Source organism: Vibrio sp. QJM3NY_21 (assembly GCF_057785975.1).
In genome coordinates this window covers 14,548-37,553 of the sequence record NZ_CM173513.1, presented here as the reverse complement: position 1 = coordinate 37,553, position 23,006 = coordinate 14,548, and the positions used below count along the sequence as shown (strand labels likewise).

15 protein-coding genes, 5 tRNA genes and 3 rRNA genes are annotated in these 23,006 nt (G+C 45.6%); 7 read left to right on the top strand and 16 right to left on the bottom strand.

Translation table 11 applies throughout. The annotated features are described in order from the left end of the window. Positions 1–2: 2 nt before the first annotated feature. Both AC3CID_RS00165 and ubiK read left to right on the top strand, forming a co-directional pair. Entirely contained in the window at positions 3–3,125 is a 3,123-nt protein-coding gene (locus tag AC3CID_RS00165) for a multidrug efflux RND transporter permease subunit (RefSeq protein WP_488526758.1), read from the top strand. Positions 3,126–3,244: 119 nt separating this feature from the next. After that, complete coding sequence (gene ubiK, locus AC3CID_RS00160; protein WP_004735787.1) at positions 3,245–3,496, top strand: ubiquinone biosynthesis accessory factor UbiK; 252 nt, start codon at positions 3,245–3,247, stop codon at positions 3,494–3,496. 274 nt (positions 3,497–3,770) lie between these two features. Here ubiK and ilvC read toward each other — a convergent pair whose 3' ends face one another. Continuing rightward, positions 3,771–5,255 carry a ketol-acid reductoisomerase gene (ilvC, locus tag AC3CID_RS00155; RefSeq protein WP_054548023.1) on the bottom strand — a complete coding sequence of 495 codons (1,485 nt, stop codon included), beginning with the start codon at positions 5,253–5,255 and terminating at the stop codon, positions 3,771–3,773. A 146-nt stretch (positions 5,256–5,401) separates the two neighbouring features. On the opposite strand from ilvC, the gene ilvY reads away from it, so the two are divergent. Next, positions 5,402–6,292: an HTH-type transcriptional activator IlvY gene (gene ilvY / locus AC3CID_RS00150; RefSeq protein WP_054548024.1), complete on the top strand. Its 891-nt coding sequence runs from the start codon at positions 5,402–5,404 to the stop codon at positions 6,290–6,292. A 125-nt stretch (positions 6,293–6,417) separates the two neighbouring features. Here ilvY and AC3CID_RS00145 read toward each other — a convergent pair. From AC3CID_RS00145 to AC3CID_RS00095, 11 genes are all read right to left on the bottom strand, one after another. Then, positions 6,418–6,508 (bottom strand) — tRNA-Ser (locus AC3CID_RS00145). 71 nt (positions 6,509–6,579) lie between these two features. Next, a 5S ribosomal RNA gene (gene rrf, locus AC3CID_RS00140) occupies positions 6,580–6,695 on the bottom strand. Positions 6,696–6,808: 113 nt separating this feature from the next. Next, positions 6,809–9,702 (bottom strand): 23S ribosomal RNA (locus tag AC3CID_RS00135). A gap of 348 nt (positions 9,703–10,050) precedes the next feature. Further along, a tRNA-Val gene (locus tag AC3CID_RS00130) sits at positions 10,051–10,126 on the bottom strand. 32 nt (positions 10,127–10,158) lie between these two features. After that, positions 10,159–10,234 (bottom strand) — tRNA-Ala (locus AC3CID_RS00125). 25 nt (positions 10,235–10,259) lie between these two features. Beyond that, positions 10,260–10,335, bottom strand: a tRNA-Lys gene (locus AC3CID_RS00120). Positions 10,336–10,337: 2 nt separating this feature from the next. Further along, positions 10,338–10,413 (bottom strand) — tRNA-Glu (locus AC3CID_RS00115). A gap of 123 nt (positions 10,414–10,536) precedes the next feature. After that, a 16S ribosomal RNA gene (locus AC3CID_RS00110) occupies positions 10,537–12,091 on the bottom strand. Together the 16S, 23S and 5S rRNA genes with 5 tRNA genes alongside form the textbook arrangement of a ribosomal RNA operon. A gap of 547 nt (positions 12,092–12,638) precedes the next feature. Beyond that, a complete protein-coding gene (gene hemG, locus AC3CID_RS00105; protein WP_065104235.1) occupies positions 12,639–13,166 on the bottom strand; it encodes a menaquinone-dependent protoporphyrinogen IX dehydrogenase in 528 nt (175 codons plus the stop codon). 10 nt (positions 13,167–13,176) lie between these two features. Continuing rightward, complete coding sequence (locus AC3CID_RS00100) at positions 13,177–14,634, bottom strand: TrkH family potassium uptake protein (protein ID WP_010433127.1); 1,458 nt, start codon at positions 14,632–14,634, stop codon at positions 13,177–13,179. 34 nt (positions 14,635–14,668) lie between these two features. Next, positions 14,669–15,292: a YigZ family protein gene (locus AC3CID_RS00095; RefSeq protein WP_488526757.1), complete on the bottom strand. Its 624-nt coding sequence runs from the start codon at positions 15,290–15,292 to the stop codon at positions 14,669–14,671. A 227-nt stretch (positions 15,293–15,519) separates the two neighbouring features. On the opposite strand from AC3CID_RS00095, the gene fadB reads away from it, so the two are divergent. From fadB to acuI, 3 genes are all read left to right on the top strand, one after another. Beyond that, positions 15,520–17,691 (top strand): fatty acid oxidation complex subunit alpha FadB, encoded by a 2,172-nt coding sequence (gene fadB, locus AC3CID_RS00090; protein ID WP_488526756.1) that lies wholly within the window; start codon positions 15,520–15,522, stop codon positions 17,689–17,691. Positions 17,692–17,717: 26 nt separating this feature from the next. Then, entirely contained in the window at positions 17,718–18,881 is a 1,164-nt protein-coding gene (gene fadA / locus AC3CID_RS00085; protein ID WP_488526755.1) for an acetyl-CoA C-acyltransferase FadA, read from the top strand. Between the two features lie 242 nt (positions 18,882–19,123). Next, the gene (gene acuI / locus AC3CID_RS00080; RefSeq protein ID WP_171309151.1) at positions 19,124–20,104 is read left to right on the top strand and encodes an acrylyl-CoA reductase (NADPH); all 981 of its coding nucleotides are present in this window, start codon (positions 19,124–19,126) and stop codon (positions 20,102–20,104) included. A gap of 135 nt (positions 20,105–20,239) precedes the next feature. Here acuI and AC3CID_RS00075 read toward each other — a convergent pair whose 3' ends face one another. Both AC3CID_RS00075 and AC3CID_RS00070 read right to left on the bottom strand, forming a co-directional pair. Continuing rightward, complete coding sequence (locus tag AC3CID_RS00075; protein WP_048657790.1) at positions 20,240–21,181, bottom strand: LysR family transcriptional regulator; 942 nt, start codon at positions 21,179–21,181, stop codon at positions 20,240–20,242. A 155-nt stretch (positions 21,182–21,336) separates the two neighbouring features. Beyond that, positions 21,337–21,522, bottom strand: coding sequence for a hypothetical protein (locus AC3CID_RS00070; protein ID WP_488526754.1), 186 nt, complete (start codon positions 21,520–21,522; stop codon positions 21,337–21,339). 149 nt (positions 21,523–21,671) lie between these two features. On the opposite strand from AC3CID_RS00070, the gene tusA reads away from it, so the two are divergent. Beyond that, a complete protein-coding gene (gene tusA / locus AC3CID_RS00065) occupies positions 21,672–21,923 on the top strand; it encodes a sulfurtransferase TusA (protein ID WP_017055492.1) in 252 nt (83 codons plus the stop codon). An 84-nt stretch (positions 21,924–22,007) separates the two neighbouring features. Here the strand turns inward: tusA and AC3CID_RS00060 are convergent, their stop codons facing one another. Together AC3CID_RS00060 and AC3CID_RS00055 are read right to left on the bottom strand one after the other, a co-directional pair. After that, positions 22,008–22,262, bottom strand: coding sequence for a hypothetical protein (locus AC3CID_RS00060; RefSeq protein ID WP_004736676.1), 255 nt, complete (start codon positions 22,260–22,262; stop codon positions 22,008–22,010). A gap of 151 nt (positions 22,263–22,413) precedes the next feature. Beyond that, positions 22,414–22,968 (bottom strand): TMEM165/GDT1 family protein, encoded by a 555-nt coding sequence (locus tag AC3CID_RS00055; protein ID WP_017077289.1) that lies wholly within the window; start codon positions 22,966–22,968, stop codon positions 22,414–22,416. Positions 22,969–23,006 lie beyond the last annotated feature (38 nt).

The following is a 23,006-nucleotide window of genomic DNA, read 5'->3' as shown; positions in this document are numbered from 1 at the left end:
CAATGCGCTTTACTGATGTTTTTATTAAACGTCCAGTTCTAGCGGTATCCATCAGCTTTTTGATTGCTCTGCTTGGCTTACAAGCAATCTTCAAAATGCAGGTGCGTGAATACCCTGAAATGACGAATACCGTAGTAACCGTAACCACGAGTTACTACGGTGCAAGTGCCGATCTTATCCAAGGCTTTATCACCCAGCCCCTCGAACAGGCTGTGGCTCAAGCGGATAATATCGACTATATGACTTCTTCTTCTGTACTTGGTAGTTCTACGATTACCGTAAACATGAAGCTGAACACCGACCCGAATGCGGCGTTGTCAGACATACTGGCCAAGACAAACTCGGTACGGTCTCAGCTTCCTAAAGAAGCCGAAGATCCAACCGTAACTATGTCTACGGGTTCAACGACAGCGGTACTCTACATTGGCTTTACCAGTGACGAGTTGGTGTCGAGCCAAATTACTGATTATCTAGAGCGTGTAATCAACCCGCAGCTATTTACGGTAAATGGTGTATCCAAAGTTGACCTATATGGTGGTATGAAATACGCACTGCGCGTATGGCTAGACCCATCAAAAATGGCGGCGGTTAGCCTAACTGCATCTGATGTGATGACGGTACTGAACGCTAACAACTACCAATCCGCGACAGGTCAAGCGACCGGTGAGTTCGTGCTTTACAACGGCAGTGCAGATACTCAGGTATCAAACACTGAAGAATTAGAAAACCTAGTAGTGAAGAGCGGTGAAGGTGAGATCATTCGCCTATCCGACATCGCTAAGGTTTCGCTAGAGAAAAGCCACGACATTTACCGCGCAAGTGCTAATGGTCAAGAAGCGGTTGTTGCAGCTATTAACGCGGCACCAAGTGCTAACCCAATCAACATCGCTGCAGATGTACTTGAGCTTCTTCCTCAACTAGAGAAGAACCTACCAAGCAACATCTCTATGAATGTAATGTACGATTCAACCATTGCGATTAACGAATCAATTCAAGAGGTTATTAAGACCATCCTTGAAGCAGCATTAATCGTATTGATCGTAATTACCTTGTTCTTAGGTTCATTCCGAGCGGTACTGATCCCTATCGTGACTATTCCACTGTCTTTGATTGGTGTGGCAATGGTGATGCAGGCAATGGGCTTCTCTTGGAACCTGATGACACTACTGGCAATGGTACTCGCCATCGGCCTGGTAGTAGATGATGCAATCGTAGTACTAGAGAACGTCGACCGGCATATCAAGCTCGGGGAATCCCCTTTCCGAGCAGCAATTATCGGTACTCGTGAAATTGCGATCCCTGTTATTGCAATGACATTAACGCTAGGTGCGGTATACGCTCCAATCGCAATGATGGGTGGTATCACAGGCTCGCTATTTAAAGAGTTTGCGTTAACCCTAGCCGGTTCAGTTTTTGTTTCGGGTATCGTGGCACTAACGCTATCGCCAATGATGTGTTCAAAAATGCTAAAAGCTCACGCTGAGCCGAGTAAGTTTGAGCAGAAAGTTCACAGCGTGCTGGATGGCATGACTAACCGTTACGAGCGTATGCTTAGTGCGGTAATGCAACATCGTCCAGTATTTATTGGTTTTGCTATCATCGTATTTGCAAGTTTGCCGTTGTTGTTCAAGTTCATCCCTAGTGAGTTAGCACCTTCAGAAGATAAAGGTGTAATCATGTTGATGGGTACAGCACCGTCGAATGCGAACTTAGACTTCATGCAAAACACCATGAACGACGTAAACAAGATTCTGTCTGATCAGCCAGAAGTAGCTTACGCGCAAGTATTTACAGGTGTGCCTAATGCAAACCAAGCTTTTGGTATCGCATCTATGGTTCCATGGAGTGAGCGTGAAGCAAGCCAGTCTGAAGTAGCAAACCGCGTTGGTAATTTGGTGAAAGACGTTCCAGGAATGGCGGTAACTGCATTCCAAATGCCAGAACTACCAGGTGCCGGTTCAGGTCTTCCAATTCAGTTTGTTATTACAACGCCAAACAGTTTTGAAAGCTTGTTCCAAATCACCACAGACATTCTGGCTGATGTCTCTTCAAATCCACTGTTCGTGTATTCAGATCTCGACCTGAACTACGACTCAGCAACCATGAAGATCAACATTGACAAGGATAAAGCGGGCGCATACGGCGTGACCATGCAAGATATCGGTATCACGCTTGGTACTATGATGTCTGATGGCTACGTAAACCGTATCGACTTGAATGGCCGATCTTATGAGGTTATCCCTCAAGTTGAACGTAAGTTCCGTTTGAATCCAGAGTCGATGAACAACTACTACGTACGTGCCGCTGATGGTAACGCTGTTCCTCTAGGTAGTTTGATTACGATTGATGTTGTGGCAGAGCCTCGCTCTCTTCCTCACTTCAACCAATTGAACTCGGCTACGATTGGTGCGGTACCGGCTCCAGGCGCTGCAATGGGTGATGCAATTGCGTGGTTTGAAGACACAGCTGCCAATAAGCTTCCAAGTGGCTATAACCATGACTACATGGGTGAAGCACGCCAATACGTAACAGAAGGTAGCGCACTTTACGCGACCTTTGGTTTAGCGTTGGCTATCATCTTCTTGGTATTGGCGATTCAGTTTGAATCTCTAAAAGATCCACTGGTTATCATGGTATCTGTACCACTGGCGATTTGTGGTGCCCTAATCGCTCTGGCTTGGGGTGCGGCAACGATGAACATCTACTCGCAAGTTGGTTTGATCACCTTGGTCGGCCTGATTACCAAGCACGGTATCTTGATCTGTGAGGTAGCAAAAGAAGAACAGCTACACAATCACAAGACTCGTATTGAAGCGGTAATGGAAGCGGCGAAGGTTCGTCTTCGTCCAATCCTGATGACAACGGCTGCGATGATCGCGGGTCTAATCCCACTGATGTACGCAAGTGGTGCGGGTGCAGCTCAGCGTTTCAGTATTGGTATCGTAATCGTTGCAGGTCTAGCGATTGGTACTATCTTCACGCTATTTGTACTGCCTGTGATTTACAGCTACTTGGCTGAAAAACACAAACCTCTACCTGTATTTGTTGAAGACAAAGACCTAGAAAAGCTAGCTCGCGTCGATGAAGCAAAAGCAGCGCACAGAGAATTAGCTGATCATAAGTAATCACTAAGTCGTAATAACAATAAAAAGGCTACTTCGGTGGCCTTTTTTTGTACGCCATAGGCGACATCTCAAGTGTGATTAAATAGAATAGTGATAAATATTCAGGAGTTTTAATTGATATGTTTGATCCAAAAAAACTAGAGCAGATTGCTAAGCAGATCCACGATTCTATGCCTCAACCAGTAAAAGAGCTTGGTTCAGACGTAGATCAAAAAGTTCGTCAGGTTATCCAAGGCCAACTGAACAAGCTAGACGTTGTAAGCCGTGAAGAATTTGATGTTCAAACACAAGTACTACTGCGCACTCGCCAAAAGCTGACTGAAATGGAACAAAAGCTAACGGACTTAGAAGCAAAGATTGCCGACAAGTAAGCGTAAAGCAAGAAAACTGAAAGGGTTGGTGTGAAAGCACCAACCCTTTTGTATTTCTGAAGATCAATCAAGAACTAAAAGTCGACGAAGATTGATCAAACAATGTTCATTTAATTGATTTTTAAGACTTTGTTACTAAAAGCAAAAAGGCTTGGTCAACGGCGACCAAGCCTTTTTATTAGATGTTGTGTTGCTTATTTATAACTCCAACCTGTAAGGAGTTAGTGATACTGCTTCGCTTTTTCTGCAAATTTGTCAGTATCTAAGCGACTAATTAACCGCCTACAGCGATACGCTTCATGTCGCTCATGTAGCTACGTAGCTCTTCACCAATGTACTCTACAGGGTGGTTACGGATAGCTTCGTTTACTTCAATTAGCTTCGCGTTATCTACTTGGTTAGATGTTTCACCTAGACCGCGACCGATTACGTCAGTTGCAACTGAAGGCATGAACTGCTCGCGTAGTAGTGGTGTTGCTACGTTTGCGAATAGGTAGTTACCGTACTCAGCTGTATCAGAGATTACAACGTTCATTTCGTAAAGACGCTTACGAGCAACTGTGTTTGCGATTAGTGGAAGCTCATGTAGAGACTCGTAGTAAGCAGACTCATCGATGATGCCAGATGCTGTCATAGCTTCGAATGCTAGCTCAACACCAGCACGAACCATAGCAACCATTAGGATACCGTTATCGAAGTACTCTTGCTCTGAGATTTCTACGTCAGAAGTTGGGTAGTTTTCGAATGCAGTTTCACCTGTCTCTTCACGCCAGCCTAGTAGGTTCACGTCATCGTTCGCCCAGTCAGCCATCATAGTGCTAGAGAAGTGGCCAGAGATGATGTCATCCATGTGCTTGTTGTAAAGCGGACGCATTAGATCTTTTAGCTCTTCAGAAAGCTCAAACGCTTTAACTTTAGCTGGGTTAGATAGACGGTCCATCATATGAGTTACGCCACCGAACTTAAGTGCTTCAGTGATCGTTTCCCAACCATATTGTAGAAGTTTACCTGCATAACCTGGTTCAATACCGTCAGCAATCATCTTCTCGTAAGATACGATAGAACCCGCTTGAAGCATGCCACAAAGAATAGTTTGCTCACCCATAAGGTCAGATTTAACTTCAGCTACGAAAGAAGACTCTAGGCAACCTGCACGGTGACCGCCAGTACCAGCAGCCCAAGCTTTAGCGATATCCCAACCTTCGCCTTTAGGGTCATTTTCTGGGTGAACAGCGATCAGTGTTGGTACACCGAAGCCACGCTTGTACTCTTCACGTACTTCAGAACCAGGACACTTAGGCGCAACCATAACAACCGTAAGGTCAGAACGTAATTGCATGCCTTCTTCAACAACGTTAAAGCCATGAGAATAACCAAGAGCAGCGCCTTGCTTCATTAGAGGCATTACTGTTTCAACAACGTTTGTATGTTGCTTGTCTGGAGTAAGGTTGATAACTAGATCTGCTTGAGGGATTAGCGTTTCGTAACTACCCACAACAAAGCCGTTTTCATCAGCGTTTTTGAATGATTGACGCTTTTCATCAATTGCCGCTTGGCGTAGAGCGTAAGATACGTCTAAGCCAGAATCACGCATGTTCAGACCTTGGTTTAGGCCTTGAGCACCACAACCAACAATTACGATTTTCTTACCTTCAAGATATTCAGCTTCTGTCGTGAATTCTTCACGATCCATGAAGCGGCAACGACCCAATTGGTCAAGTTGTTCACGAAGGTTTAATGTATTGAAATAGTTAGCCATTCTAGGGCACTCCTTTAAAAATAAGTCCGTAAGGTCGATATCTCTCTATCGAATGACTTCATACTAAAACAGACACTCCGTTGCTGAAAGTGATATATTCACAATTAGTTATTGCAATAAATGCAACATGGAAACGATCGCAAAACATGAACATAAAATCTCTACAATTATTTATACATTTATGTGATAGCAAAAGTTTCAGCAAAACCGCTGCTGCTATGCACGTCAGTCCTTCAGCACTTAGTCGTCAGGTACAAAAACTTGAAGAAGAAACGGGGCAAGAATTGCTTATCAGAGATAACCGCAGTGTTGATCTCACTCCAGCAGGAAAGCACCTATTGCCAGTAGCATTAAGCATCGTTGGAGAGTGGCAGCAATACAATCTTCACCTGAAAGGTGGTGAGCAAGAACTTAAAGGTGAAATTCGCATATTTTGCTCGGTAACGGCTAGTTACAGCCATCTACCTGAGCTCATAACAGAATTCAGAGCTATTCATCCGTACATTGAATTTAAGCTCTCTACAGGCGATCCGGCTCAATCTATCGACAAAATTTTAAATGATGAAGCAGATATCGCTATCTCAGCGAAGCCAGACATTCTTCCCTCAAGATTAGAGTTCGAAACCATCAGCGATATACCACTGTCAGTCATCATCCCATCCGGTGTGAGTAGTTTTAGCCAGCAGCTGCAATCAGATAAACCAAACTGGAATGAAGTACCTTTTATCATCCCAGAAGCAGGTACTGCACGAGAACGTGCGAACGCGTGGTTCAAAAAGATGAAGATAAAGCCCAACATTTACGCTCAGGTATCAGGTCATGAAGCGATCGTAAGTATGGTTGCTCTTGGTTGTGGGGTTGGTATCGCGCCAGACGTTGTAATTAACAACAGCCCTGTGAGAGATAAAGTCGACCGCTTAAAAATAGAGCCAATCAAGCCGTTTGAATTGGGAGTGTGCTGTAAGCGATCGCAGTTAGAAAATCCTTTAATTAGAGCATTTTGGCAGGTCGCTGAAGGTAAATACCTCCAAGACTAGTTATCTATAAGTGATAACAAGCCGGTGTGGAGTCACAGATAAAGAGCACGTTAGTGCTCTTTTTTGTTTTTCTAAACGACAAATATGAAAAAAGCCCGCTGATTTCTCAGCGGGCTTTTCAATGGTGGTGGAGGGATAGGGATTTGAACCCTAGAACCGCTATTAACGGTTGCCGGTTTTCAAGACCGGTGCTTTCGACCACTCAGCCATCCCTCCAACAAATTGTCATCAACAGATTAGTACACTGTAGATGTTGTTACATGCATACACAGGTAACGATATTTAAAGCCTGGCGATGTCCTACTCTCACATGGGGAAACCCCACACTACCATCGGCGCTATTGTGTTTCACTTCTGAGTTCGGCATGGAATCAGGTGGGTCCACAATGCTATGGTCGCCAAGCAAATTTTAAAATTCGGAAAGCTGCTTCTCTATTTAATAGAGCTATAAAAGTTTCTCTTCAAACTCATTCAAGGTCTGGTACTTCTGAGTCCACAAAACCCCTTGGGTGTTGTATGGTTAAGCCTCACGGGCAATTAGTACAGGTTAGCTCAATGCCTCGCAGCACTTACACACCCTGCCTATCAACGTCGTAGTCTACGACAACCCTTTAGGACACTTATAGTGCCAGGGAAAACTCATCTCAAGGCTCGCTTCCCGCTTAGATGCTTTCAGCGGTTATCGATTCCGAACTTAGCTACCGGGCAATGCCATTGGCATGACAACCCGAACACCAGAGGTTCGTCCACTCCGGTCCTCTCGTACTAGGAGCAGCCCCTTTCAATTTTCCAACGCCCACGGCAGATAGGGACCGAACTGTCTCACGACGTTCTAAACCCAGCTCGCGTACCACTTTAAATGGCGAACAGCCATACCCTTGGGACCGACTTCAGCCCCAGGATGTGATGAGCCGACATCGAGGTGCCAAACACCGCCGTCGATATGAACTCTTGGGCGGTATCAGCCTGTTATCCCCGGAGTACCTTTTATCCGTTGAGCGATGGCCCTTCCATTCAGAACCACCGGATCACTATGACCTGCTTTCGCACCTGCTCGAATTGTCATTCTCGCAGTCAAGCGGGCTTATGCCATTGCACTAACCACACGATGTCCAACCGTGTTTAGCCCACCTTCGTGCTCCTCCGTTACTCTTTGGGAGGAGACCGCCCCAGTCAAACTACCCACCAGGCACTGTCCGTAATCCCGATTCAGGGACCAACGTTAGAACATCAAAACTACAAGGGTGGTATTTCAAGGACGACTCCATCACATCTAGCGACGCAATTTCATAGTCTCCCACCTATCCTACACATGTAGGTTCAATGTTCAGTGCCAAGCTGTAGTAAAGGTTCACGGGGTCTTTCCGTCTAGCCGCGGGTACACTGCATCTTCACAGCGATTTCAATTTCACTGAGTCTCGGGTGGAGACAGCGTGGCCATCATTACGCCATTCGTGCAGGTCGGAACTTACCCGACAAGGAATTTCGCTACCTTAGGACCGTTATAGTTACGGCCGCCGTTTACCGGGGCTTCGATCAAGAGCTTCGACCGAAGTCTAACCCCATCAATTAACCTTCCGGCACCGGGCAGGCGTCACACCGTATACGTCATCTTACGATTTTGCACAGTGCTGTGTTTTTAATAAACAGTTGCAGCCACCTGGTATCTGCGACTCTCGTCTGCTCCATCCGCAAGGGACTTCACTGATAAGAGCGTACCTTCTCCCGAAGTTACGGTACCATTTTGCCTAGTTCCTTCACCCGAGTTCTCTCAAGCGCCTTGGTATTCTCTACCCGACCACCTGTGTCGGTTTGGGGTACGATTCCTTACAATCTGAAGCTTAGAGGCTTTTCCTGGAAGCATGGCATCAATGACTTCACTACCGTAGTAGCTCGACATCGTATCTCAGCGTTAATGAAAGTCCGGATTTACCTAAACTTTCCGCCTACGTACTTGAACCTGGACAACCGTCGCCAGGCCCACCTAGCCTTCTCCGTCCCCCCATCGCAATTGTAAGAAGTACGGGAATATTAACCCGTTTCCCATCGACTACGCCTTTCGGCCTCGCCTTAGGAGTCGACTTACCCTGCCCCGATTAACGTTGGACAGGAACCCTTGGTCTTCCGGCGAGGGAGTTTTTCACTCCCTTTATCGTTACTCATGTCAGCATTCGCACTTCTGATACCTCCAGCATGCCTTACAGCACACCTTCAACGGCTTACAGAACGCTCCCCTACCCCACATACCCTAAGGTACGTAGCCGCAGCTTCGGTGTATAGCTTAGCCCCGTTACATCTTCCGCGCAGGCCGACTCGACCAGTGAGCTATTACGCTTTCTTTAAATGATGGCTGCTTCTAAGCCAACATCCTGGCTGTCTGAGCCTTCCCACATCGTTTCCCACTTAGCTATACTTTGGGACCTTAGCTGGCGGTCTGGGTTGTTTCCCTCTCCACGACGGACGTTAGCACCCGCCGTGTGTCTCCCGGATAGTACTTACTGGTATTCGGAGTTTGCAAAGGGTTGGTAAGTCGGGATGACCCCCTAGCCTTAACAGTGCTCTACCCCCAGTAGTATTCGTCCGAGGCGCTACCTAAATAGCTTTCGGGGAGAACCAGCTATCTCCAGGTTTGATTGGCCTTTCACCCCTAGCCACAAGTCATCCGCTAATTTTTCAACATTAGTCGGTTCGGTCCTCCAGTTGATGTTACTCAACCTTCAACCTGCCCATGGCTAGATCACCTGGTTTCGGGTCTAATCCTAGCAACTGTACGCCCAGTTAAGACTCGGTTTCCCTACGGCTCCCCTAAACGGTTAACCTTGCTACTAAAATTAAGTCGCTGACCCATTATACAAAAGGTACGCAGTCACACCACGAAGGTGCTCCTACTGCTTGTACGTACACGGTTTCAGGTTCTATTTCACTCCCCTCACAGGGGTTCTTTTCGCCTTTCCCTCACGGTACTGGTTCACTATCGGTCAGTCAGTAGTATTTAGCCTTGGAGGATGGTCCCCCCATATTCAGACAGGATATCACGTGTCCCGCCCTACTCGTTTTCACTGATTATGAGATGTCGACTACGGGGCTATCACCCTTTATTGCGGCACTTTCCAGAGCCTTCGTCTGTCTCATTAAAAGCTTAAGGGCTAATCCAATTTCGCTCGCCGCTACTTTCGGAATCTCGGTTGATTTCTCTTCCTCGGGGTACTTAGATGTTTCAGTTCCCCCGGTTTGCCTCCTGTTGCTATGTATTCACAACAGGATACTTGCTTATGCAAGTGGGTTTCCCCATTCAGGAATCCCAGACTCAAAAGGTTATTACTACCTAATCTGGGCTTATCGCAAGTTATTACGCCTTTCATCGCCTCTGACTGCCAAGGCATCCACCGTGTACGCTTAGTCACTTAACCATACAACCCGAAAGGGTTTCTATTTGCTTTCACTTTAAAAAGTGAAGACAAATAAGCGTATGGCAACTAACCAAGGTTTTTGGTTGTCATCAAGAAGGGTTAATTCTTGATAACTGTTTGCCGGACTCAATTGTGAATCAATGTAAACATTGATTCGAATACAAGACACTTGAATGTGTTTGTTGTGTTTATCTAATGAAAGATAAACATTGAGAACTTTTAAATTTGATTGAATTACTCGTAAGTAATCAATCAGTCAGCTTTCCAAATTGTTAAAGAGCAAGAGTTTTTCAAGTTTTAAACTTTCAAAACCATTTCTAAATACTCTCTTACGAGAATGCTTAAAGATGGTGGGCGATACCGGGCTCGAACCAGTGACCCCCTGCTTGTAAGGCAGGTGCTCTCCCAACTGAGCTAATCGCCCATGATAGTTTTAATTCCTTCATGGAGAAAGAATGGTGGAGCTATGCGGGATCGAACCGCAGACCTCCTGCGTGCAAGGCAGGCGCTCTCCCAGCTGAGCTATAGCCCCATATTTTTATTTCCTTGGGAGGAAATGGTGGGTCGTGCAGGATTCGAACCTGCGACCAATTGATTAAAAGTCAACTGCTCTACCAACTGAGCTAACGACCCAATGGTATCCCGTAGGGGAGTCGAACCCCTGTTACCGCCGTGAAAGGGCGGTGTCCTAGGCCTCTAGACGAACGGGACACTGCAATTTATCTCTACTTTAAAAAGTAGAAACAAACTTTGAAGAACCTTGGGAGTTCTTCTTCTCTTTGCTTTTCTAAACCTAATCAATCTGTGTGGACACTCATCGTGACTATCTTCGTATAAGGAGGTGATCCAGCCCCAGGTTCCCCTAGGGCTACCTTGTTACGACTTCACCCCAGTCATGAACCACAAAGTGGTGAGCGTCCTCCTCGAAAGGTTAAACTACCCACTTCTTTTGCAGCCCACTCCCATGGTGTGACGGGCGGTGTGTACAAGGCCCGGGAACGTATTCACCGTGACATTCTGATTCACGATTACTAGCGATTCCGACTTCATGGAGTCGAGTTGCAGACTCCAATCCGGACTACGACGCACTTTTTGGGATTCGCTCACTATCGCTAGCTTGCTGCCCTCTGTATGCGCCATTGTAGCACGTGTGTAGCCCTACTCGTAAGGGCCATGATGACTTGACGTCGTCCCCACCTTCCTCCGGTTTATCACCGGCAGTCTCCCTGGAGTTCCCGACATTACTCGCTGGCAAACAAGGATAAGGGTTGCGCTCGTTGCGGGACTTAACCCAACATTTCACAACACGAGCTGACGACAGCCATGCAGCACCTGTCTCAGAGTTCCCGAAGGCACACCTGCGTCTCCGCTGGCTTCTCTGGATGTCAAGAGTAGGTAAGGTTCTTCGCGTTGCATCGAATTAAACCACATGCTCCACCGCTTGTGCGGGCCCCCGTCAATTCATTTGAGTTTTAATCTTGCGACCGTACTCCCCAGGCGGTCTACTTAACGCGTTAGCTCCGAAAGCCACGGCTCAAGGCCACAACCTCCAAGTAGACATCGTTTACGGCGTGGACTACCAGGGTATCTAATCCTGTTTGCTCCCCACGCTTTCGCATCTGAGTGTCAGTGTCTGTCCAGGGGGCCGCCTTCGCCACTGGTATTCCTTCAGATCTCTACGCATTTCACCGCTACACCTGAAATTCTACCCCCCTCTACAGCACTCTAGTTCACCAGTTTCAAATGCAGTTCCGAGGTTGAGCCCCGGGCTTTCACATCTGACTTAATGAACCACCTGCATGCGCTTTACGCCCAGTAATTCCGATTAACGCTCGCACCCTCCGTATTACCGCGGCTGCTGGCACGGAGTTAGCCGGTGCTTCTTCTGTTGCTAACGTCAAGATGCGCAGCTATTAACTACACACCCTTCCTCACAACTGAAAGTACTTTACAACCCGAAGGCCTTCTTCATACACGCGGCATGGCTGCATCAGGCTTTCGCCCATTGTGCAATATTCCCCACTGCTGCCTCCCGTAGGAGTCTGGACCGTGTCTCAGTTCCAGTGTGGCTGATCATCCTCTCAGACCAGCTAGGGATCGTCGCCTTGGTGAGCCATTACCTCACCAACTAGCTAATCCCACCTAGGCATATCTTGACGCGAGAGGCCCGAAGGTCCCCCTCTTTGGCCCGTAGGCATTATGCGGTATTAGCCATCGTTTCCAATGGTTATCCCCCACATCAAGGCAATTTCCTAGGCATTACTCACCCGTCCGCCGCTCGACGCCCATTAACGCACCCGAAGGATTGTTAGTGTCGTTTCCGCTCGACTTGCATGTGTTAGGCCTGCCGCCAGCGTTCAATCTGAGCCATGATCAAACTCTTCAATTTAAGATTTTGTGACTCAACGAATACTGACTTCAAAACTAATATTCATTCGCTCTTTCGAAAAAGATTGATGAACATGTAATTCTAAAGCTATTACCATTCCAACAGAATGGTAATGAATTGACTGTGCCGAATAACTACAAGTAGTTAAACGTATTGGTCACTCAGTTCATTGAAATCAATTTTGATTCCGAAGAATCTGTTTTATCTAACGATAAAACATTTTGATATTCATCAACGAGTGCCCACACAGATTGATAGGTTTAAATTGTTAAAGAGCTTTTCCTTTTTGAGCTTCGCTCAAATCGGACGGCCATTTTAGCGATTTAAGTTTTAGTGTCAACCACTATTTTCAAAACTTTTTTCAAGCGCTTAGCTTGGCTAATTTGACCTGCTGATTTGTTTTGGTTTCTTACGAAGCCTTCCCGTTTCAACGAGGTCGCATTATAGAGATTTCGATCACACTGGCAAGCCCTTTTTGAAGTTTTTCTCGTTTTTTTATTCGTTCGATTAAAAAGAGCACAAAACGCCTCAAAAGTAGGCTTTTCTCTTACATCTCTTGCAGTTTCTTAGAGAATAAAGAGACTTTTTCCCAGTTCGTGTACTCAACTTCCTTGGTTGTATCCGTTTCTCCACCTGTCATATTCATAATGAAGCGAATCATGGTTTTATCGAACCAGTTATAACGAGGGTAATAGAGGGCACCCGCGAATACACCGATCAAAGTCGGCTGCCACGGTGACTTGAGAAGAAACTTCTTAATATAAGCGCTACCTTCAGGAGTATCTTTACCTTGGTCTTCTTTACGAGCCGTTAAGTTAACGCAGAAGAAAGCGACCTTGTTTGATTGCAACTGAGCAAGATTGGCATCAATAAACTGGTATAGCTTCTTATTAAGGTGGCCGTAACGAATAGATGCACCAATCAATACTCTGTCGTACTGAGCAAAGTCGACATTACTAACAGTGTGCAGATCTTGAAGCTCACATTCGAACTCATTCATTTCTTCTTTTATATAGTTCAAGATTTTCTTGGTTTGCCCTTCACGGCTTGAATACAAAAATAGAGCTTTTGCCACAATGTTGTCCTTAGCTACGCCAAAACGTAGGGGTCAATAAAATTAATAAGGTGAATATCTCTAAACGACCAAACAGCATAGATACGATCAACACCCATTTGGCCTTATCATTCACATCGCCGAAGTGCATTGCCACTTCACCTAAGCCCGGGCCAAGGTTATTCAATGTTGCCGCTACGGCAGAGAAAGCACTCAGCTCATCCATCCCAGTAGCAATAAGAGCCAACATACAAACCACAAAAACCAATGCGTATGCAGAGAAGAAGCCCCAAACCGCATCAACAACACGTTGTGGTAACGCAGAACCGCCAACCTTGATGGTATAGACAGCACGCGGGTGAACAAGACGCTTCATTTCACGAGCACCTTGCAGAGTAAGCAATAAGATTCGAATGACTTTCATACCACCGCCCGTTGAACCTGCACAGCCACCTATAAAAGAAGAGAACAGAAGCAGTACAGGTAAGAATAACGGCCACTCAGAAAAACCGGTGGTGGTGAAGCCTGCGGTTGTTGAAATAGATACTGTCTGGAACAGCGCTTGATCGAAAGCATCGTAATACGAATCGTAAGAGTGATGATTAAGTAGCAATAAGAAACAAACTAAGAACAGTACAACTTGAATAAAGATAAAGGCGCGAAACTCAGGATCTTTCCAATAATACTTAGGATGCACACCACCTGAAGCAAATGCCGCAAAGTGAAGTGAATAGTTACATGCTGATATAAGGAGGAACACGACCGTAATCATGTTGATAGCAGGACTGTTGAAATAGCCCATGCTCGCATCGTGAGTCGAGAAGCCACCAATCGCAATCGTAGAGAAGCTATGGCTGATAGCATCAAAGAAACTCATACCGGCAAGCCAAAACGCCACGGCACAGGCAATAGTTAAACTCAGGTAGATATACCAAAGTGCTTTCGCAGTTTCAGCAATACGCGGAGTCATCTTACTGTCTTTGACTGGGCCTGGGATTTCAGCTCGATATAACTGCATACCACCGATACCGAGAACAGGAAGGATGGCGACCGCCAATACGATGATACCCATACCACCGAACCATTGCAGGAACTGGCGGTAAAATAGAATTGCCTTAGGTAGGTCATCGAGGCCAACAATAACTGTTGCACCTGTAGTTGTTAATGCAGAAAACGATTCGAAGAAAGCATCGGTAACCGAAACGTTCGGGTTATCGGCGATCAAAAACGGCAATGCGCCCGCACTGCCGATTACCGTCCAAAACAACACAACAATAAGAAAGCCATCACGCGCTTTCAACTCATGTTTATATCGTCGGTTGGGGAACCAACAAGTTGCCCCACAGAATAATAGAACGAAAAAAGTCGTCACAAATGGCACACCCGCACCATCTCTATAGATAAGTGCGACGAGCGCAGGTGCGAGCATTGATACACTAAAAAGTGCTAATAATAATCCGACGATTCGAATAATTGAGCGAAATTGCATGAGCTATTGAACGAAGCGAAATGCTTCAAACTTCCTAGTTGTCTTTAACTTTCGTTACCAGTGCCTTGGCACCGCTTTTATTGATCATGGTCTGGGTAAACGAATCTACCTGCAGGAGCTCTATCTCAATGATAAGCTCAACTTGAACACCATAATCCGCTTGGACCTCAACAGCCTGATGCTGAGCCATAATAGATTGTGCAATTGGCACGAAGCTATAGTCTAACTCTAGCCGTAATTTTGTGGTTATTTTTTTCTCGATAGTTTGAAGCAGCTTGAGAGCTTGTTGTACTCCTCCACCGTAAGCCTTAACCAAACCACCCGTTCCGAGCTTGATTACGCCAGAATAACGAGTCACAACAGCCGTTAATTCACCAACACCTGAACCCGATAACTGCGCCAAGATAGGCTTACCCGCAGTACCAGATGGTTCGCCATCATCACTAAAACCCCATTTCATAGAGTCTTCCGGTCGCGCTGCCACAAACCCCCAACAATTATGTCGCGCTGAAGAATGCTCTTTTTTTACCTGCTCTACGAACTGTTTAGCAACTTCTACACTTGGTGTATGAGCAAGCTGAGTAATGAAGACGCTCTTCTTTATCTCTTCTTCAAACAGAGCCGATGCTGACGGTATTAAATAGGGCTGTTCATTCATATCGTTGACTTAATTATTAAGAGCGGCGAAGTGTATCACGCGTGAATAATAACGGTTAGAGGATCTGTGCCATCGCACAATGTTAAACAATTGTTTAAAAAATGTATTGAAATTAATCAGGCAGAGGTACAGACTAAGATAACTGGTCTTACCAGGTATTCTACAATAATAGAAAGATAACAAGATTCTCTCAAACAATCGTGGATTGTATGTCATGGAGATAGACAATGATTTACCAAGCTAACACCCTACAGGTAAAGGAATTACAAGATGGTATCGCTGAACTAAGCTTCTGCGCGCCGGCATCTGTAAACAAACTCGACCTCGCTACTTTAGAATCACTAGACAAAGCGTTAGATGCTCTTAATGCTCACGCTGGATTACGTGGTTTAATCTTAACTTCAAACAAAGACGCGTTCATTGTAGGCGCAGACATCACTGAATTTCTTGGCCTATTTGCTAAGCCAGAAGCAGAACTTGATGAATGGTTAAGATTCGCTAATTCAATCTTTAGTAAGCTCGAAGATCTTCCTGTACCAACTCTTTCAATGATGCGTGGCCATGCTCTTGGCGGTGGCTGTGAATGCGTACTCGCAACGGACTTCCGTATTGGCGACAAAACCACCAGCATAGGTCTACCAGAAACAAAACTGGGTATCATGCCTGGCTTTGGCGGTTGTGTGCGCCTACCTCGTGTTATCGGTGCAGACAGCGCAATGGAAATTATCACGCAAGGGAAAGCATGCCGCGCAGATGAAGCGCTTAAGATTGGCTTGTTAGATGCGATTGTTGATACAGACAAACTACTAGAGTCAGCGATTAATACTGTTTCACTGGCTGCAAATGAAAAAATCGATTGGCAACTACGTCGTAAACAAAAAACATCAGCGCTATCACTGAGTAAGTTAGAAGCGATGATGAGCTTTACCATGGCTAAAGGCCTTGTTGCTCAAAAAGCAGGCCCTCATTACCCAGCGCCAATTACTTCAGTTATTGCTATTGAAGAAGCAGCACGTAGCGATCGCGATGCGGCATTAGACATCGAACGTAAACACTTCGTTAAACTAGCGAAATCAGAAGAAGCAAAAGCTCTTGTTGGATTATTCCTTAATGACCAATACATTAAAGGCTTAGCAAAACAGGCTGGTAAATCTGCAAATAAAGCAACTGAGCGTGCTGCCGTACTCGGTGCTGGCATCATGGGTGGCGGTATTGCTTACCAATCTGCGCTGAAAGGCGTGCCAGTGATGATGAAAGACATAGCACAAGCGTCTCTTGACCTTGGTATGAACGAAGCTTCTAAGCTGTTGAATAAACGCTTATCACGCGGTCGCCTAGATGGATTCAAGATGGCAGGTATTCTGTCTTCTATTACTCCAAGCTTGCATTATGCTGGTGTTGAACAATCTGATGTGATTGTGGAAGCGGTTGTAGAAAACCCGAAAGTAAAAGCAGCAGTACTGAGCGAAGTTGAAGGCCTAGTTGGTGAAGACACGGTTCTAACATCAAATACCTCAACGATTCCAATCAACCTGTTAGCGAAATCTTTAAAGCGCCCAGAAAACTTCTGTGGCATGCACTTCTTTAATCCAGTACACCGCATGCCTTTGGTTGAGATCATCCGTGGCAAGCATACTTCAGAAGAAACAATTAATCGCGTAGTCGCTTACGCAGCGAAAATGGGCAAATCCCCTATCGTTGTTAATGACTGCCCTGGCTTCTTCGTAAACCGTGTACTTTTCCCTTACTTTGGCGGTTTCAGCATGTTGTTACGTGACGGCGCTGACTTCACTAAAATCGATAAAGTCATGGAGCGTAAGTTCGGTTGGCCAATGGGCCCAGCATACCTACTAGACGTTGTTGGTTTAGACACAGCACACCATGCCCAAGCAGTAATGGCGCAAGGTTTCCCTGAGCGTATGGGTAAAGAAGAGCGTGATGCGATTGACGCGCTTTATGTCGCTGAAAAATACGGCCAGAAGAACGGCAGCGGTTTCTACACGTATAGCGTAGACAAACGCGGTCGCCCGAAGAAAACCTTCTCTGAAGACATTCTTCCTATCCTGGCTGACGTATGCCAACAGCCACAAGACTTTGATGACCAGACAATTATCCAACGTGTGATGATTCCAATGATCAACGAAGTGGTGCTTTGTTTAGAAGAAGGCATCATCGCGACACCGCAAGAAGCGGATATGGCACTGGTTTACGGTTTAGGCTTCCCTCCATTCAGAGGCGGCGTATTCCGCTACTTAGACAGTGTGGGTATTGGTAACTTCGTTGAAATGGCGAAGAACTACCAAGACTTAGGTGCAATGTACCAAGTTCCTCAACTATTGCTTGATATGGCAGCGAAAGGCGAAAGCTTTTACGACGGTCAACAAGCCAGTTCTCTGTAACCCACATTTGGAAAAGGAATAGCAAAATGAATAATGTAGTTGTTGTTGATTGCCTTCGTACCCCAATGGGACGTTCCAAAGGTGGAGCTTTCCGTCACACTCGTGCTGAAGATCTGTCTGCACATTTGATGAAAGGCATTTTAGAGCGCAACCCAGAAGTAAACCCTGTAGAGATTGAAGACATTTACTGGGGTTGTGTACAACAAACGCTAGAGCAAGGCTTCAACGTTGCACGTAACGCTGCTTTGCTTGCTGGTCTACCGATTGAGATTGGTGCGGTGACGGTCAACCGTTTATGTGGTTCATCTATGCAAGCTCTGCATGATGCAACCCGCTCTATCATGGTTGGCGATGCTGAAGTCTGCCTAATCGGTGGTGTCGAACACATGGGTCATGTACCAATGAACCACGGTGTTGATTTTCACCCAGGCATGTCTAAACACGTAGCAAAAGCTGCCGGTATGATGGGTCTAACCGCTGAAATGCTAGGTAAAATGCACGGTATTAGCCGTGAAGACCAAGATGCATTCGCAGCACGCTCACATGCTCGAGCTCAAGCAGCAACAGTTGAAGGTCGTTTCAAAAACGAAATCCTGCCAACAGAAGCTCACGCAGCAGACGGTTCACTGTTCACTCTGGATTACGATGAAGTCATTCGCCCAGAAACGACAGTTGAAGGTCTATCTCAGCTTCGCCCGGTATTTGACCCAGCAAATGGCACGGTAACAGCAGGTACTTCATCAGCACTGTCTGATGGTGCATCGGCAATGCTTATCATGAGCGAAGAGAAAGCCAACGCACTTGGCCTGAAGATTCGCGCTCGCGTGAAGTCGATGGCTATCGCTGGCTGCGATCCTTCAATCATGGGTTACGGCCCAGTACCAGCAACCAAGAAAGCACTGAAACGTGCAGGCTTAACAATTGAAGATATGGGTGTTATTGAGTTGAATGAAGCATTCGCTGCTCAATCTCTTCCATGTGCGAAAGATCTAGGTCTACTGGATGTGGTTGACGAGAAAGTAAACCTTAACGGTGGTGCCATTGCACTGGGTCACCCACTAGGCTGTTCTGGCTCTCGTATCTCAACAACCCTGATTAACCTAATGGAAGCGCAAGACGTGAAATACGGCTTAGCAACCATGTGTATTGGTTTAGGCCAAGGTATTGCAACGGTATTTGAACGCCCATAGCGCTCGTTGATTGTAATACTTGTAGGGTAATAATTTGTGCAGCTATATTTATATAGCTGCACTTTTTATTGCTCGGCGTCCAATAATGTATCGATTCGTTCAGCGAACTTAGCAAGAGAAAAAGCGCCACTCACATCTATGCACAAAATGCATAGACTCAATGTTGATGTTTCATTATTTTTTCTTCGGTGATTCAACTAAAGTTACTTCAGTTTCCTAATATTCCTCCCACGGAGCAGATCATGTTTAAAGCACTTGTACTAAACCAAGAAGACAAAAAAACTATCGCGTCAGTTTCTCAAATTGATGAGTCTCAATTACCAGAAGGTAACGTGAAGGTTGATGTAAGTTACTCTTCTTTGAACTACAAAGATGGTTTGGCGATTACAGGTAAAGGACGCATTGTTCGTAACTTTCCTATGGTTCCTGGTATCGACCTTTCTGGTGTGGTTTCACAATCAGAAGACCCACGCTACAAAGCGGGCGACGAAGTTGTTCTAACTGGCTGGGGTGTTGGTGAAGGCCACTGGGGCGGCATGGCGGAGAAAGCAAGCCTAAACGGTGATTGGTTAGTGCCAATGCCATTAGGTCTAGACGCTAAAAAAGTAATGGCTATTGGTACAGCAGGCTTTACAGCAATGCTTTGTGTTCAAGCTATTGTAGATGCTGGCATCAAACCAGAAGACGGTGAAATCCTAGTAACGGGTGCAAGTGGCGGCGTAGGCAGCGTGTCTATTACGCTACTAAACCAACTAGGTTATAAAGTGGCTGCGGTTACTGGTCGTGCTTCTGCAAATGGCGAGCTATTAAAATCACTAGGCGCATCACGCATTGTAGAGCGTGCTGAACTAGAAGAACCGGCAAAGCCACTTGAGAAACAACTGTGGGCTGGTGCTATCGATACGGTAGGTAGCAAAGTACTTGCAAAAGTATTGGCGCAAATTGATTACAACGGTGCGGTTGCAATGTGTGGTCTAGCAGGCGGTTTTGACTTACCAACCACGGTAATGCCATTCATTCTACGTAACGTTCGCCTACAAGGTGTGGACTCGGTAATGTGCCCTCGTGAAAAACGTATTAAAGCGTGGGAACAACTAGCGGAATTGCTACCTGAGTCTTTCTACGCGCAAGCAACCAAAGAAGTGTCTTTAGACGGTGCAATTCAAGCAGCAGAAGACATCACTAACGGTCAAATCACTGGTCGCGTAGTCATTAAACTATAGATTCTCAAACATAAAGTTATCAAACCTTAAGCAACAGCTTTAGATTTGGATAACCCAAAATAACAAAGGGCTGATAGTAATCAGCCCTTTTGTGTTTTTGTCATTAGGATCGAGTAAACCAAAGCTAAGTCCCAGTTAACCTAAGCCAACATCCGCAATACGCTTTTGAATCAATTCGCCACACTCCTCTTTAACCACTCTTCTTAACCATTGTTGCGAAGCTGAAGAATCGCAACGTGAGTGCCAAATCAATGAGTAATCAAACGGCATAAACTCAAATGGCAACGGCTTGACGACCAAGTCATAACGCTCAGCAACCAAATAAGCCAAATCGGCAGGAACAGTAATCACCAACGGCATCCTATCGACAATCGCCAATGCGGCTTCGAGGTGATAAGCACGCAGCACCATTTTGCGAGGCTGTTGATTAGCTAAAGCGTTATCAAGTAAAGCCTTAACACCATCACTGATCGCAATCATCGCGTGCGGCAGTGATACATAGTCTTCAAGGCTTAAAGGCTGATCCGCCAATGGGTGGTTTTTAGATAACAGACACGACACACCGACCGGCCCCAATACTTCTTGATGAAGTGGTGCGATGCTGCCACTCGGGCGACAAATAGCCATATCGACACGTTCGGTGCTGAGTTGCTTAAACAAATGCTCATGCTGCAGCGGCGCAAATTCCAAAGAAATATTAGGCGCTTGCTCGTAAATCTTAGGTAACGCATACGGCAAGATGGTTTGCATCGCGTAGTCGGTGGTTGCGATCAGAAAACGCTCACTGCAATAGTAAGGGTCAAAATCACTCGGGCTAAGCAGTTGACGGAATGACTCTAAAGGTTGATCAATACGTTGACTGATTTCGAGTGCTTTCTTGGTGGGAATAAGATGCTGACCTTGGCGTGTAAACAGAGGGTCATTGAGTAACTCTCGAAGTCGTCCCAATACACGGCTGGTTGCTGATTGGCTTAAGTTAAGCCGAATCGCAGCCTGACTAACACTTCCTTCTTCAATCAATACCTTTAAGGCGACCAATAAATTTAGGTCTCTACGATAGATGTCTTCTAATTCCACGCCACTTACCTAGCTGTATACAATTGTCATTGATCACTACGTTGTTTATAGCATGCTTTAGATAAAAAAAATCCCGCAATTACGCGGGGAAGCCCAAGAAAATTTGGGGATAGTGTCGGAATGTTGTCGTATCGGAATTCGCTGTTGTATTCGGGTTAGTGTTCTTGCTCTTCGGCTATGACTTGCCAACGGCGCATCTCTACCCAAATACCAATAATCGTTGCTATTATGCCAAATATTGGCATCAGTGAGGTCTCTGTCGATGAGCGTAGTACTAACGCACAAAAAGAAATAAAACAGAGAACTGAATAAATTGTTAATCTATCTAATCCTGTCAACATCGCCACTCCTTAGCTAGTTGCCTTTGCTTCAAGTTGTTATCAACTTGTTAATTAAGTTATAGGAAATGACTCCACTTGCCAAGCACTTATTGCATATTTTTTCTGCAGACGTATTATTCACTCGTTAGATAGATATAGAGATACAAACCATGACATTCAAACCTGAACTGGCAACCCATACTTTAGAAGCTGAAGGCCTGCGTTGCCCAGAACCAGTAATGATGGTCAGGAAGACAATTAGAAACATGCAGGATGGCGATGTGTTACTGGTAAAAGCTGACGACCCTTCGACAACTCGTGATATTCCGAGCTTTTGTCGTTTTATGGATCATCAGTTAGTCGGCCAAGCGACTGAAGCTTTGCCTTACCAATATTTGATAAGAAAAGGGTTGGAGGCATAACGCCTCACCTAAATATCAAGCATCAAAAAAGCCGCTCGTACCTTATGTTCTTAAACAGAACTCAGAGTACGAGCGGCTTTTTGTTTATTCGTTTCTAGACTTGTTTTGCAGATGCTCAAGCTGATGCTGAATTTCTCGGATATCTTTGCGCATAGGAATAATATGCGCGACCCGAATCCAGGCTTCTACTGCAAGCCCGGTCATGATCATCGAACCAGCCACCATTGGTAGCCACATGTCCGTCAACACCATGCCTAATAGTGTAAGTGCAAGACCAAAGGTAAATAGATAACTTTGGCTTTGTGGAGTAATACCCATATAACGCGTCAACATAATCATGCCCTCGTGTTCTTAACTCACAAGGTTAAAATATCATGACAAGTATGACAGTTATATGTCCATTTGCTCGATAAACCCCACAATACTGTAAGAGTATGACCTACAACACATTACTCCACTGGTTGAGTATAATAAGACTCAATACCACCGCTTAATAGAACGCCGCTGCGATAGCCAAACCCACGAATAACAAAGCCGTGATCTTGCGAATCAGGTCAAGAGGCATCTTATCTGCCGATAACTTACCAATGATCACCACTGGCACATTCGCCAGCAACATACCAATGGTAGTGCCGAGAATCACCCACGTTAATGCATCCGAATATTGAGCCCCTAGAATGGAGGTCGCAATCTGAGTCTTATCGCCAATCTCAGCAATAAAGAAAGCGATAAAGCTGGCGACAAATGGGCCTCGATTCGAGATCTGCTCATCGTCATCCAATTTATCCGGAATCAGAATCCAGCCCGCCATCGCAATGAAACTGACCACCAGCACCCATTTTAAGATTTCAGGAGATAAGTAATCTGCGATAACGACACCGAGCCATGCAGCAAGAGCATGATTGGCAATGGTGGCAAAGAAGATAGCCGCGATAATAGGTATCGGCTTGCGATATCGACTGGCTAATAAAAGGGATAGCAACTGAGTCTTATCACCGATCTCGGCTAAGGCGACAGTTGTAATTGAAATTGCTAAAACGCTCACGACATGCTCATTTGGGACGGAGATTATTATATTTAACC